Below are 15,137 nucleotides of genomic sequence, written 5' to 3' on the forward strand. Positions count from 1 at the left end.
TTGTTGATCCTGATGATTCGCGTACAATGTCCTTCCCCCAAGTGCACGGTTTTTTGCTCAATCCGCTCAAAATCCATACACTTTCATTCGACAAATCGTGCCCGAAATCCTTGCTGCAACAGGGTTTTTAGTTTATTCAGCAGCCCCTACTTATGATTGGAGATCAACTCCAACGGTTTCTTGAAATGCTCAGCTTTCCCCATAACTTTTTATCTCCCTCGGACCATTTCCACAATTTAGGTAAAATACTGCTCCATGCCTCTCAGGACTCCGATCCAACCCTAAACAGAAAATCCCTTTCTCCGCTTTACCGTGAAACTGGGCCAACACAGTTTTCAATCCACTATACGAAATCATTAATCCAGTTCTGTATCCGAGTCGCAGCATATTCTCTGTCTTCCGGATTACTAAATTGTCCCTTCTCGCGAGATATCCTCATACTCGTTCCTGTAAGCAGTAACTGGTGGTCTCCCGATCGCCCTCTAAGCACGTATCTGTATAAGGTACATCGGCGGCCATTGGAAGTCTTGAACATCTCTGAATGACGTTCTTCAAATGTGAAGTGTTTAGCGAATGTCTCAATGAGGGCATCGTGTACCGAGCTCCCGTTGATAAGCAGGACCTTTAAGCTAGGCCGAGCAACTTGCGAAATCAAATACCGAGAGCAGTTGGCTATGTACTTGGGTTTCTCGTCGTCGGGAACTGCGCTCCAATTATCCTTCGTAGCGCATTTTACAATGTCTAAATGTACGACGTTCGATGGGCGACCCTCGAGACCAAACGACAACTGACCCCATTGGTGGGTCCCAATCTTGTTCAGAAACTCTTCCACCTTACCAAACCAGCCTTCAAGATGATGCCCGGTGGTGAAATACTCGTCCTGCCGCAACAAATGAGATTCAATATGGTGAGGAGTAGCATCTTTTCGGTGGGTAACAGTCCACTTTTCAAATGGGGCAGGAAGCGAGGACGTGCTCTTAAACTCGCTCTCCGAAGGATTAATACTGAATAAGGCGATAGGACTCTCAGAATTCCCGAAATGAAATATTGGCGGATATGAGTGTACAAATCCTGTTAGTTCGCTGCAATCGATACATTTTACATCCACCTTATAGCCCCCTAAGACAAAATCGCTTAATGGTTGTCGTACATCGAGATTAGAAATTTCATGACAATGAGGACCGACTAAGATTCGGAAGTCCGGAATCGGCTGGTGCGTTACACTTCACCATTCTGTCGCAACGGAAAAAGCCCTTGTAGCCCTTTACATCGTTACCTAGGTGAACCTGGCTCGCGTTCACCGCACGTATCCGTCATAGTAGCTCAGATGTAGTTTTGATCGGTTATTGTGCTGGCTAATCCAGTTAACGAGAAGTTCTGATACATTCGATCCGTATAGTTCACAACCACGACCTCCACGATAACCTTTTCACGGCGACCTTGTGTATCCCGCGAAATCGGCCCACCTATTCCGGTAGATCCCGGCCACAGAATCAGATAATAATCAGATCAGTTGATCCGCTAATTTTCAGTCACTCAATCTATCTCCCTAGCAGCTTTAAACTGAAATTCCCATGTTTATAATCCTGCAATATATCCCGCCGCCCCCGGAGAACAAATCAATAGCTTTAATCGTGTTGGCCATGATCTTCTTCCCCTGTATCTAAGGCCGCGATAGGTCTTAGACCTGTTGGAGTGTTGATCAGCGGTGGTGTCTGCTGGTTACGGAACGGCTGATGCTCGCGTACGCACAATGCTGTGAAATCGCACTTCCCGCAATTCGCCTGGCACGGTCGCATTGGGAAGTCATTTGCAAGGATGCCTTTTACAGCCCATTCAATCGCTCCGATTGCGCGGTTAACAGATGACTCGTCCACCGGGATTTCAACACGCTTGTTATTCTTCAGTGTATGTACGAACCCCGTTTTAGCGTTATCTCCTATTACTTCTCGTGCGGCTTTTGAGTATAGTTGAACTTGCACGGACATATCGCGCCAGTCTTGTTGCTCAACGTCGTCCGGCAGATCCATCGATTTAAAGTCAATCACTTCTGCCGATAGGATGCCGTGGTGTTCATCTTCTTTCAAAAGCAGATCAATCGCCCCTGTAATAAGAGCGTCTTCGACGGATAATTCGAATCGAGCTTCATCTTGGCGAATTCTGCAAAAATCGCTGGCATAGTCCTTCACATATTGTTTTAATATCTTGTCAACTAGTATTTTCGCCCGTTCGTAGGAACCAGGTCTATTCTCCGGGTCATTGCTCGGGAAGACATGCTTCAACATGAAGGTGGATTCCACCATCTCCGAAACTTCTGCTTCCGTGGGCACCCGGTCCTTATATGTCTGATGCAGCCTTTCGAGGATGGTATGAGTCGTCTGACCGAATCCGAAGAGTTCCGGAACGGCTGCGTTATAGCCGTAAATGTTTTGGAGTTTATATATATATGGGCAAGTCAAATAGCCCTTGACCGCAGAAAAGTCGGTTGGCAACTCGTTGTCATCGAAGCGGCGACGAGGCTCTATTTTCTCGTCTAAGTCGTCAAAAGTCTTATCTTCACGCATAGTAGGATGGGTTAGGTTAGCTATAAAAACGGACTGCTTTTTAGTCCGTCTCAAATTTGGGTGGATTGAACTCCCAGTTAAATATAACAACCTTTCAGCGCGCGTAATCGCCGTGTAAAACAACCTGGCCTCGTCTTCCATTCGGGACCCATACGCACCGCGATTGACCGCATCGATCATCAACTCTCTAGGCAAGATACCGTTATACGTTTCTGAACGACCGGGGAATCTCTGCGCCACCAAGTCAACGACAAAAACAACGGGAAACTCCAGTCCCTTGACCTTGTGTATGGTGGAAACGTTCACAGCGTCGTCTTTTGCGATGTAGTCTGGCGACTCAAGTTCATAGTTATTCTGAGCAATATTTTGGAGGAAATTTAACATTTCCCGGTAACGATATTTCGAATCAATACTTACATATGTCTGCTCTACGTCCTTGATAATATCGCTGAAAAGTCCTACATCGCGCAGAGCGGTCTCATCGGTCAGATCGCGCAACATAAGGGCATCGGCAAGCTGGTGTAAAAAGTTCTGCGGATAGACTTTGCGTCGGGCAGTCGACGTCGGGGTATAAATGTCTCGATACCAATCCTGCAACACGCGCAAATACCTTGTCTTGTCATAAAAAGGAAAAAAAGGAAATACATAAGTGGTAAAATAAGTCTCCGCTATGCCCCTGTCGATCCTTTCTTCCCGCAGCAGTTCCATGATACCAAGAATGCACTGCGCGTATGGACGGTCAAAGATGCCACCCTCACCAGTGGTTTTTACCGGGATGTCGAGATTGCGCATTGCATTGACAAATTGGACGTCGCGGTTCTCACCATTACTGTTACGAATGCTCCGAATCAGTACCGCAAAATCGCTGTAGGTGAGGCCGCGTCTGCTCTTTTCTGAGCCATCAGCATTATATTCTACATAAGTTGTACCAAGCAGCGATTTTATCCGTTCGGCGACCCATTCGGCTTCTTCTTCTCGTGTGCCGAACCACAGTTTACGCAAGTCCTGAATGTTTCCGTCTGCATGGAAAGTGATGTCTTTTGGTAACCTTTCAACTGGGATCGTGCGTTGTACAAAGTTGTTTGCGGTCTCAACGATTGCCTTTGTACTCCTGAAATTAATTAGCAATCTATGAATAGACACATCAGGATATCGATCCGTAAAAGTAAGGATATTTTGCACATTCGCTCCACGCCACCCGTAGATAGACTGATCGTCATCGCCTACAACGAAAAGCATGTCAAGATGACTAGCGAATGTCCTTATGAACTCCTCTTGTAGAGGGTTGATATCCTGATATTCGTCAACAAAGAGATACTTGAATTTCGCTATGTAAGAATCCTCTTTGTGAGTGATATTCTTCAACTCTTTTACGGCAAGACTGATGGCGAAAGAAAAGTCCATGTAGCCATCGCTTTCAAGCCGATTCGATAATCTCTTTAGCTTATCATACAAATCAGGGTCATATGACTGCACAGAATCCAGCGGAATGTTCTCGTTGTTTAGCGTCTGCCACGCTTTGGTTAAGTCAGTTATTGTTCTGAAGTAACCCGGTCCATTACTCAGTCCCAGTTGGCGAAGCCGGGACATGATGAAGAGAATTAGACGATTTTGATCTAAAATGTCATACTGCCGATAGCGGGCGTTGATGTCACCTAGGAGTTTTTGGCAGAAGGAATCTACTGTTCCGATGAACATTACGCCAACGTAATTCTCTGGCAAGCCACATTTGTGTAGGGCTTCAGCAACGCGACGTTTTATGGATTCGGCCGCTTTCTCGGTAAACGTAAACGCGACGATACTCTCTGGGGCTTTGCCTTGTGAAACCAGATAGGCTATCTTATAGGCGAGTGTGCGAGACTTACCTGAACCCGCGCAAGCCAAACACAAAATATACCGTCCATTGTCAACAACAGCATTATATTGATTCTCTGTAAGGTTGTTACGCAGAATTTGTTCAGTCAGCATAAGTGTCTCCTACTTTCGTAGTACTTGTATCCATAGCCGCATAAGATGAATGATATTCTGTAGTGTCCAAAACGAGGCTTTCGGCAACTTTATTCTTCCGTTTTTTAGTTTCGGAATCATGCCCGAACCAGTCGACCTGTACCTAGAGATTTGTTTTAGTGCAAAACCACGACTAACCATTTAAAGCGTACTTGTTTTGTTCTTTCGTCTCTGAGACGAAGTCTCCAAATTGCGCAAGATGACTGAAGATATGCCTGGACTGGACCTCACTGAACAATGGCGGCAACGCATTACCTATCATCAGAGCGAGAGCCCCCTTCGGTATGTTAGTCGGGAATTTATAATCAAAAGGAAATGTTTGAAGTAATGCAGCTTCCCTTGCCGTGATACACCGGTCTTCCTGAGGATGCAAGAATCGACCCTTTGATGGATTTAAACAGCCTCCCGTAATGGTCGAGGAGACGTCATCCCATTTAAGACGTCCATAAACATCATTAAATCCAACCTTGTCCTTTCTGTGACAATTTAAGATATATTCATCAGGCAGATCCCTTCTGCTTCCACCATCTTTGGGGATGCGCTTAATCATCTCATTAATTCTGACAGTGTGCCGTGGATAAATATCATTAATCGGGTCTTTCTCCAAAAAAGACCTGTATAAATTTCCGATCACATCTCGAACTGTTCGTCTTATACCGTTTCCTCGGGCAATCTTTACTGGCCCAAGTCGTGAGCCCACCATTACGAACCGCTTTCTCCTTTGCGGAACCCCGTAATCCGCAACATCAACAACGTCAAAGTCGATCTGATACCCCATCTCAGAAAGTTCAGCATGCACTTGCTTAAACAGATGAAAGTCGATGATCCCTGGCACATTTTCCATCATTATGGTAACTGGTTCAAGTGCCTTGACGAATCTTAAGTACTCTAGGATTAAGTCATTTCTGTCGTCGTCTACTGGTGCCTTCCTGTTTAGACGCCTAATGGATGAGAATCCTTGACAGGGAGGGCACCCCGCGAGTAAGTGGAGTGTGCGTCCATCTAAAACATCTTTGATGTCTTCGGGGTCAAGGGTCCTAATATCCTTGCGGAAAAGACTCGTATGGGTATGATTTATCCTATAAGCTTCAACAGCAAATTCGTTGATTTCTACCGCGGCCAAGACATCAAATCCTGCCGTTCGTATCCCTTCTGACAATCCTCCGCAGCCTGCAAATAAATCAATCGCGGTAAACCCCACAATGACCAACTCACTTCTCAAAAAGTTACATACCGATCCAACGGCTAAAAAAACCCATTTCCCTGTTTTCAAAAGTACCAACTAAGAGACCTCTGTCCAAAAAGACATTGAACTCTTCACAGCTCGTTTCCGGCAGCAAAGCGCACGAGTGACACGCCGCTAAGTTTAGTGCATCTCTGCCTTGCCCCTCACTGGATATACATACTGGATCATTTGAGCACATCTCTCCAAATTCCAAGGCCTTCCGAAACGTTACAGGAAAACAGTCCCAGTATCCCTGCCTTACGAGCCCACCCAGTGTCCCTTCCGAATCTCCACTTGCTGTATACAACAAGATTCCTGACATTTCCAGTCCATCTTCCGCTGTGCTACAATAAATACGCTCTCTTAGCGAAGCGGTCGTGTATCCACATTCGAAGCTCAACTGTCTAATCAGTAAATGAGCCAGAGTGTGAAGTAGAATGAACTTTGGGCTAAGTATACGCTCGGTAATTTGTCCCTGGTAAGAAGCCCTATAATTCCCGCTTAAAATTCCCGCTCTATGTCGAACCTCTTCTCGCTTATCAACCCATTCATTTAATTGCTTAGAATCAAACTCTATGAATATGCCTTCACCACGAACTTCATAAGCAGGATACCACCTAGTACTCGGTTCCTTTACTGATATGAAACCAGGAATTTTCTCTCCTACCTCAAAAGCATCCGGTGGATTAATTCTAGTAAATCCTGTTAAAGCTCTTACCTCTCTTATCTTATGAATAAGTGATATCCCCGTCACGAACGGAATTTCGTACTTTTGAATATCAACAGCTTCACGAACAAAGTCATTCCCAGCCGAATTTTCAACTATTACCCTTCCCGATAGTGCTTCGTATTCCTCAATCCTATAGTTTACACCGTTGGCGTTAATCTGTTCGAATTCTTGCCCTTCCGATTTTGAGAAGCGCCTAGTAATAATAGCTTTGATTGAACCGACATCCTCCGAAATTTCTCTTCCGAGTTCTTCAGACCATCGTTCTAGGCGAGATTCAATCTTTTTCTCACGTTCGTCCTCGTCACACTCGGCAATGAAATTTAGAATTCGTTCAAACATCTTAGAGTTTTCAATCTTGTTATTCAATTTCTCCGAATATGGCGGAATGACCAATGAGCTCACGATTTTCGGGTAGTAAAGTGAGGACGCCCCTCGTTGCATGGCTCGTGGTAATTTGTCACAGTCGACAGTCCTGTTTTTCCAAGGCATTTTTCCAGCGCATTCGTAACTTGCACCGAACTTAGAACTCATTTTTTCCATAGCATCTTTGTCGAATGCACCAGACAGTGAGGCCTTTGAATTGCAATGTTTACAACGTACGATTAATCCTTCAAGCCCAGCGGAAGCGGTTGCCCCCGTTTCAAAGGTTAATGTCGGATTAGCACATATAGGTTTTGACCCGCCGAAGTTTCTATCATGTGCCCAGCTAATCCAAGGAAAGTCGTTAATATGCCCTTCCTCACATGCCACCACAATTCGGGACGGAACTAGATCTTTCTTGCATTCTAGACACCTGGGCCTCTTCATGTAAGGATCCCTGTCTCGCTGCTTCGGAGTCGCCTTCCTACTGTATTCTGTCAGCCATTTATCCATTGGCTGAAACCTTCTGCACTTTGGATAAAAATACCATTCAGGAAATCTGACATAAGCGATTCCCCAATCATTGTCGCCACTCCCTGGCATTCCAAAGTAATCTACATTTAGAGCCTTTTCTAGCCTTTCGTCATGAATTTTAGACACCTTGGCCCCCCAATACTCTGGGGCCGCCGTCATGAGTGTTTGGTCGGGAAAATCAACCATCGCACCTACGCCATACTGTAAAATCGCTTGAGCACTTCTCACACTGTGAGTTACCTTGTTTAATTTCAAAATGTCTTTCTGCACTGGCAATTGTTGCGCCATACGTTCCTCACTCCCAAACCAAAAGTCCTGCAATTACGTTCCTGTCAACATTGCGCATCGATGTTAGCGTTTCGCGCGCAGGGTCAAAACTGTCACTGCCGTATACCTTGAGAAGCCTCTTCGTGTCGGCTGGCGGATTTGCCACTATGAATCTGTCCCCGTAAAAAAAGTTTCCGTTTTCGGAAAGGTTTACTCTGCTCTCCCATTCGTCCCAAAACTCTCTCATTTCGTGCAAAATTGCATCACTCTCATCCTGCATTTCAACATTCGAGCGATTTTTGATGTCCATGATACGGCTCATAATATAATTCCCAACATCATTGACGGCAGGCATGTCCTTTTGGAATAATGCAGCGTCTCTATCTTGGGATAGCCCAAACCGGTGCCTTATGAGAGATACCATCACAGCATGAAGCGCTCTATCCCTTGAGGGCTTAGAAAATGGAGTTACTCCGGTTGGCTCTACATATTTATAAAACGATTCATGATAGCCTTTAAATTGTTCATAGTGTGAACGATCCCTGCTCTTTGAGCCATCGTATAAAACAAATGCAACCCCAGGGTAGGTCCTACCTATTCTACTTGAGGCTTGGATATACTCACTGGTCAACTTCGACTGCCCCACCATTAGCATTACGTTCAATCGAGCCACGTCTACACCGACCGAAATCATATTGGTTGCCAGCAACACGTTAATCGGATATTTTTTCTGTCCTTGGTTTTCCTGACTGTATTCGAGCTGTTCCAATTTCTCCAAAGTCTCATTTAGTTGAGATGTAGTTATTCTACTGGTAAGTTCATCGGCTGATCCTATTTGTCTGGTCAAACTTCTCCGTCCAAAGCGCTGAGCCATTCTCCTTATAAAATCCTTCACATCGTCATCAACTAAGGTCATGCACTTGCTCAAATCCCGAAGGCTATTGAAATATACTGCCAGTGTCCAGAACTTATCCTTCACTTCATACGGAATATCCATCAGGTGCACACGTTGCAAAATAGCGGCAATCGTGCGCACCTCCATCATTGCCTTTGTTTTACCTGATGGCATGACACCAACGTATAACCTGCCCGGCTTCTCGTCCGTGTTGGCTTCACGTGCGAAGAATGAATCGCTTGAATCAATTCCTGGTGCAGGAAACTGTCTTACGTCTCTGTTGAATAAGTTTGAGCATTGATCTTTCGCACGACGTATCGTTGCGGTGGAAGCGATGATTTTAGGCCTGATCCCTTTGGCACTACACAACTCGTCAATTGCTGTTTCATAGAGCCCTACCATTGTCCCAAGAGGCCCGGAGATCAAGTGCAATTCGTCTTGAATTATTAATTCAGGCAATCGATTTTCGCCCGAGGTTGAAAAAAAACTACCCGCATCGTTTTTCCAAGGTAACATTGCGAATTTATCCACCGTACCAAACAAAAGAGTTGGGGGGTTTTCATATAGTTCCTCATCGACAACCTGTAATGGCAGCGAGACTTCAAATTCACAATTTTCTTGTGTACAGTTCATCTGGAAATGCTTTTTATCTCTCATGGAATATCCCCAAGAACCGATTAAACCAGTCCCTGAGCCATCGACATCTTTAACAAGTTTTGTACCGCACCATGGACACTTCAAAATTTGAAACTTGTTATGCTTATCCTTCACATCTTTGAGCTCATTTCGGGTTGCCTGAAGAAGTTTATTAACACAATCCCTCGCTTCATCGTTCCTATTTGGTGTATGCGTACCACCAATCCATAGACCGATGGTGATTGTCTCCTTACCAAGGCTATACGAAGGGTATTTAGGTTTCCTTCTCCCACAGTCCTTTCTAATTGACTCACAGGCGCAAATTAAGGTAGCCGCTCTTAAATACTGTTGAGCGGCAAGTAGTCGCAGCGTATATCGCATGATTACGGTCGTCCCACCGGAAGATTCAGGATGTGCCAGCCGTCTAAAGAAGATGGTGAACGCAGTTAATCCTAAATACGCCTCCGTTTTTCCTCCCCCGGTTGGAAACCAAATCAAATCAACGAGATCCCTTTCACTGCAATTCACGTCAGTGATAGATCTTAGACTCATCAAAAGGAATGCAAGCTGAAAGGGTCTCCACCCATGCTCCGAATCGCTCAGTTCGAGGTAATTAAGATTACTCATACGTTCTTGAAGAAAAACATCATTTGGATAGTGATCTTCTTTCTGAAACACCGAATGAATCCGTTGCATAAACATAGCTCGATTTGCCAATTGAAAGGCAGTAAATACTTGGTCATCAGTCTCCAAGAGATTGAGTCCATGATACATTCTATTGCAAGATTCTTGGCAATCACGGATATGAGTATCTAAAGCATCTTGATACATGCTACGAAGGGATTTCTTCTTGTGCCGAAGCTCCGATATCCATGCCGAATAGGCATCAACCAAGCCCTTCATTTTCGCAATCTTTATATGACTATCTGTAGAATCCAAATCAGACAGAAATTTCATAGAAAGTGTATTATCATCCAAACTCTTGATGCTAAAGTCTATTTGAGGCACCTCGTGTACAGGCATGAACTCTGTCCATACGGTTCCTTCACCTAATTTGTTTACATTCCAATCAGTCGAAACCCCGTGTCCCGTGGCATATACAGTTTTCTCTCTATAAAGGAGTTCAAGACTTCTCTCCTCTAACTCATCGGTTCGCATGTGCTCCCTATTCGTATAGGCGTGAAATAACATCCCAGGGTTCGTTTTAGTATCGAGCGAGATTCTAGGTTGAAAAATTGAATTTGTTCCATCGAATCCCCCGATGTGAGTATTGACCAACATGACAGTTACCGAACTTACACCAGCTCCGATGTCCTTCCGAAGTGCGACTAATTTAATCTCTTTCCCATCAAGATTTCCTTCTTCAAAGAAGTATTTTCCCGGTTCAAACGACACTTTAACGCTCAATTCGTGTGGTTCTCTAACAAACCCTTTTTGAAATTGGTTACCCAGCCTAAATAGACAATCTATCAAATTGTCGTCATCTATTTGGTCACGTTCTCTGATTTGATTTACATCACGTCTAGTCAGTCTGTTTTTTAAGAATAAGCAGCTATTTTCGACAGAATAACCAACATAGCTTGATACTTCCTCGGGAAGGGTATAGCACTTCCCATCTTCTGTAACAAAAGGCAATTGACAATCCTTAAGCTTTGCCTTTCTGTACGTAGCGAATGAGATATCGAATAGCAGTTCTTTAACATCACCATTCACGAAGAACGTGTAGCCCATAGAAGACGGCATATTTTGTAATGACAACCCAATATCCTCATCCAATGTTCCTGAGTTACTTTCATCGAACGAACCCGACCCATACTCTTTTTCAGTTTCGTCATCTTCCTCTTCTTTAACAGCCTCTTGAGGGTATTCATCAGGATCATCTGACAACCCAGCGCCCAAAACAGATGGAATTTCATCATTGTCGGCATGAATTAAATTTTTTTGGGGAAAAAGTATACCAATGCTGTATCTTATCTCAGGTAAATCGGTAATTATTTCGTGTTCCTCGTCTGGAATCGAGTACTCAGAACCAGGTCCCAAAAGTTCCCTTCTAATGCTATCGATCAGTTCTTGCCTTGCTTGAAGCAGCAATTCATTCATCAATATCAAACCTCCACCTTTATAAATTGTGAGGCCTATTAGTAAGATGAGAAGCGATAGTCAGATTCTTAACATCAACTATTTCTTCGATCTCGACTAGCCTTGACATTTTCGAAAGATCAATTGGCAATTTGTTCAAAATTTCATCTTGAACATCATAGTCTCTATTGTAAGTCTGGATTATGTTTCTTCCTATGTACTTCAATATCCTTACCCTCATGGACCGAATATCTCTAAATGCTCTAAAAAACAAGTCCGGATCTTTTAACATTATTGGGTCCTTTGTGATGTTCGCTATCGCCTGAAATGATTCCCTATCTCTCGGTCCAATAATATGACTCCCATCATCCAGCCAAGATTTCAAAGTGACCTCGTGTTTTTGTTTGCCGTAATGGCCCATTTTCTCAGAAAGTCTTCTAAAGGACATTTTGTTGTCTTGTAAATACTCCTTTAACCTGGCTTTCCAGTATGTGAAGCTAGCGTGACTCTCTCTAAAATGCTCATCGCAATTATCACTGTCTAAGATGATATCCATTATTCTCTCTACCACGTCTCTAGTATCACTATCATAGTTGGTAAATACCAACATATCCCCTCGTGCCAATGACATCACGTCAGATTCAACCACTACCTGACGATCACTGTCGAAGACATACGGATTATAGTGTTTTGTAAAGAATATCTTTTCCCCAGTTTCTAAAATGGCAACCCGTTTAACTTCTGAATTTTGTTCTGATGTTGTACCAGTATCCTTCACCTGACTATATGAATAACTTAATGACACTGCCTGTACAAATTCTTCAAGCTCGGTTTCAATTCGTATCTCATCTGCCGAATCAATGGTTTGTGTATCGTAGATACAATTATACTCATTATTAGTAAATTTTTCTTCATAAGCTTTCCTAATTGCCATAATGTCTTCATGAGTCTGCGATTCCAGTCTCCTCATTCGCTTTTCTTCATTCGGGTAAAGCATAAATGTTACAGTATGTGTATTGGACAATAGAAAAGGATTGAAACGCTTCCAATCTGTTATTCCAGTTATAACAACATTGGAAAACACGGCATCTGAGCTAAACTTATTAGGGGTATAAAAGTTATATTCTACGTGGTCCTTTAAGTCTGACGGAACAGATTCAAAAAACACAGCCTGGTAATAGGTTTTATCCATGACTACTGCAATTGATGACTTGCGAGCTTTCTGAATTAATTCTAGGAGATAATCGAACTTTGGATTCTCATGATACAGCGCTGTTTGTATTTTTCTAAGTATCGTGCAGATGTTAAGCATTTTGTCCTGAAACTCTAAGTTCATAATGTTTTGGGCAATGAAATACAGATTGTCTATTTCCCTTGTTGGCGATAGGGCACTAATCCGTCCCTCGGATATAAGTCTCTCCATAGTCGATAGCGGGAAAAAGGATCTTTCCAGTAGATTTAAAAGCCAATTAGCCTTTATAACAAAGGCCTTAAGGTCGTCAGAATCCCCCTGTTTCATTAATTCGTACAGGTTTGTCTTACAGGAGGCAAACAGGTTGTGATCCAAAGTACTTTCTATTCTTATATGTCGATTTTCACAGTTCGAACAATTTGCAATGCGCTCCTGTAATGAGATGTTTTTGTTACTATCGCGACGCGAAGTTTCACTTATGGAGAATTTCTTGAGTTCCCCTTTCGTCCATATAACAGATTCAAGATCATCAACGGTGCTAAATAAAGGTGAATTGACCCCGTTCCACAATTCTCCTAAGAATAAAATGCTCTTTAACGAATTTCTGTTATAAATACTTGCAATCTCCGAGATATCTTCCGTGAAGAATTTCGAACCATTAACAATAAGGATCTCATTCCCGTTGTCTTCAATGATTAACTTTCTTGCGACGGAAAGCTTACTCGTGAATTTCAATAATGGTTCAACTCTCGCAGAGTTTCCAGGATAGTAATGTATATCGTCAATTGTGTAGAATGCAGAAGGATACAATTCATTGATTGGTACTTTAACACCCTCTAGTTCGACATTGAATCTGGCCATAAAGCGATCTGCTTCGGACCTTTCACAGACGACAACTACGCCTTTTGTAGTCACGCTTTTTAACTCGTTAGAATTTAAACCGAACAAGTTAGAAAGAAGTTTGATTGACTCGGTTCGTCTTCTTAGCCCTCTCCCATCAAGTGTTCTGCCTTCTCCATTGTAGGGAGATATGGAATTCCAAATTGGACGTGGCACTCGGTTAACGGTCAAAAGCCCTTTATCACGGTTTTCGATCACGATTCGTCCTCCATCGTCTTTACCCTTATATTCTCCTCTCTTGCCCTGGTAAATGACCAAATCACCAGTAGATAGGTTGTCGATGAATGCTAGCTTATCCGTGTCGTCGGACATATAGGATGCAAACGAAGCTAAAACGGTCGATAAGTAGAAAAACAGACTAGTTCCTGGATGAAGAATGATCTTTCTTTTATTATACATATTTGTAATAGTTTCTACAATAATGTCGACATTCCGATTAATAAAGTCACTCTTGTGAATCGGCCTTCCATCAATTAAGAAAGCTGCTCTTTCAAATGTGTTTATTAATGTATCTTTGATTTTCAAAGAAAGAACACCTTCTTCACGGGAGAAAATTTATACAAATAACGTTTATCACCGTTTCATGAAAGACAGTGAATATCGTTTTAGTAACAATAGAAATCGTAGGATTACCTAACAGCCACGGTGCGAGTACATGCAACCTGCATTTAGTTTATCACATCAATTATAAATTGTAGTCATATAGTGATGATTTTCCTACTCTGTTCCCAACTTTATTATCTTCGGAGGTTGACTTCTCCCCTCACTCACGAGCCTTGCATTAATGTGATCTGAATATTCTGATTTTCGCACTTTCCAGGATAAGTGCTGAAACAAGACAGCTTGTGAACAGATAGGTAGCATCATCCAGTTTTTGGGCTATGATTTTGCGATCCGTTTTACTTCACCGACAGCGCGACAACGACTCTTGCGCTTACTCTTTTCGCTTTTGTCTGCCTTTTGACGTCCTCGTTGGCGGACTGTGGATAGCGTTCGTCAACTCAGCCCAAGTTCTCCACAGAAGCGTCTTCAAAAGTCTCTGGCATGTGAGTAACGTCGCTGTCGTGTTCAGGCGGCGCCTGCTGAGAAAAAGCAGCAGGTAAGCGATGAGCGCAATGTCAATCTGGTTCTCAACCGCTGTCTTGCTGGTGCCAAAGAAGGCTGTCGTCTTGAGATGCTGCTGCTTCATCCACCGGAAGAAAAGCTCTATCTTCCACCGATTCCGGTACAATTCCGTTAGTTCGCTCGTCGGTGTGAATAAGTCATTTGTCAGAATGACAATCCAGTTGTCCTTGGTATCCCGTGTCACAATCCGACGTAATTCATGCGCCATCTGCTTGCTCCCACTGCCCAGGCGAATCAGGCTGTCGTGGAGGATGCCCGGCCGGTCATCGAGTTCAGACCAATTCCAGTCGAGCACCTCGTACGCTGCATTTTCTTTGAGCCGTGTGGCAAAGCGGATGTTCCGCTGACAGAAGTCATCCCACGTCTTGTAGTCAAGATACCCGCGGTCAAAGACATACATGGCATCCGAGCTGTCCACAAATGTGGAGAGAAGCTTCCCATCGGCAACCTTGGCGGACGTGATGTGTACCTTGTCTGGTGCAACATGGTTTGGGTCATGAAAACACAGCCGAGTATGGACCTTGACGCCACCCTTGGTCTTACGACATGTCGCCCATTGGTACTTTGCCAGACAAAGTGGAATGGTCGTCGAGTCCATGACCTTGATGAGTCCAAGGAGCGGT

At 43.6% G+C, this 15,137-nt stretch carries 6 protein-coding genes; all 6 read right to left on the reverse strand.

The window, feature by feature from the left end:
• Positions 1-1,628: 1,628 nt before the first annotated feature.
• On the reverse strand, positions 1,629-4,532 hold the full coding sequence (locus tag M4I36_RS10430; protein ID WP_258111678.1) for an ATP-dependent helicase: 2,904 nt from the start codon (positions 4,530-4,532) through the stop codon (positions 1,629-1,631).
• Positions 4,533-4,704: 172 nt separating this feature from the next.
• A complete protein-coding gene (locus M4I36_RS10435; protein WP_258111679.1) occupies positions 4,705-5,853 on the reverse strand; it encodes a DNA cytosine methyltransferase in 1,149 nt (382 codons plus the stop codon).
• Positions 5,798-7,708, reverse strand: coding sequence for a DUF1998 domain-containing protein (gene drmB / locus M4I36_RS10440; RefSeq protein ID WP_258111680.1), 1,911 nt, complete (start codon positions 7,706-7,708; stop codon positions 5,798-5,800). Before drmB ends, M4I36_RS10435 begins: the two co-directional genes overlap by 56 nt.
• A 7-nt stretch (positions 7,709-7,715) precedes the next feature.
• Positions 7,716-11,318, reverse strand: a complete 3,603-nt coding sequence (locus M4I36_RS10445) for a DEAD/DEAH box helicase (protein ID WP_258111681.1) — start codon at positions 11,316-11,318, stop codon at positions 7,716-7,718.
• Between the two features lie 19 nt (positions 11,319-11,337).
• A complete protein-coding gene (locus tag M4I36_RS10450; protein ID WP_258111682.1) occupies positions 11,338-13,914 on the reverse strand; it encodes a DrmE family protein in 2,577 nt (858 codons plus the stop codon).
• A gap of 409 nt (positions 13,915-14,323) precedes the next feature.
• Positions 14,324-15,137: IS4 family transposase (locus tag M4I36_RS10455; protein ID WP_258111683.1), on the reverse strand; the 814-nt coding region annotated here is incomplete at its 5' end.

The organism is Alicyclobacillus sp. SP_1 (assembly GCF_024706985.1).
Taxonomy (GTDB): domain Bacteria; phylum Bacillota; class Bacilli; order Alicyclobacillales; family Alicyclobacillaceae; genus Alicyclobacillus_I.

Bases quoted from the DNA above. Each gene is read 5' to 3' on its own strand.
- drmB (WP_258111680.1), bottom strand. From the start codon at position 7,708: ATGGCGCAACAATTGCCAGTGCAGAAAGACATTTTGAAATTAAACAAG.
- M4I36_RS10430 (WP_258111678.1), bottom strand. From the start codon at position 4,532: ATGCTGACTGAACAAATTCTGCGTAACAACCTTACAGAGAATCAATAT.
- M4I36_RS10445 (WP_258111681.1), bottom strand. From the start codon at position 11,318: ATGAATGAATTGCTGCTTCAAGCAAGGCAAGAACTGATCGATAGCATT.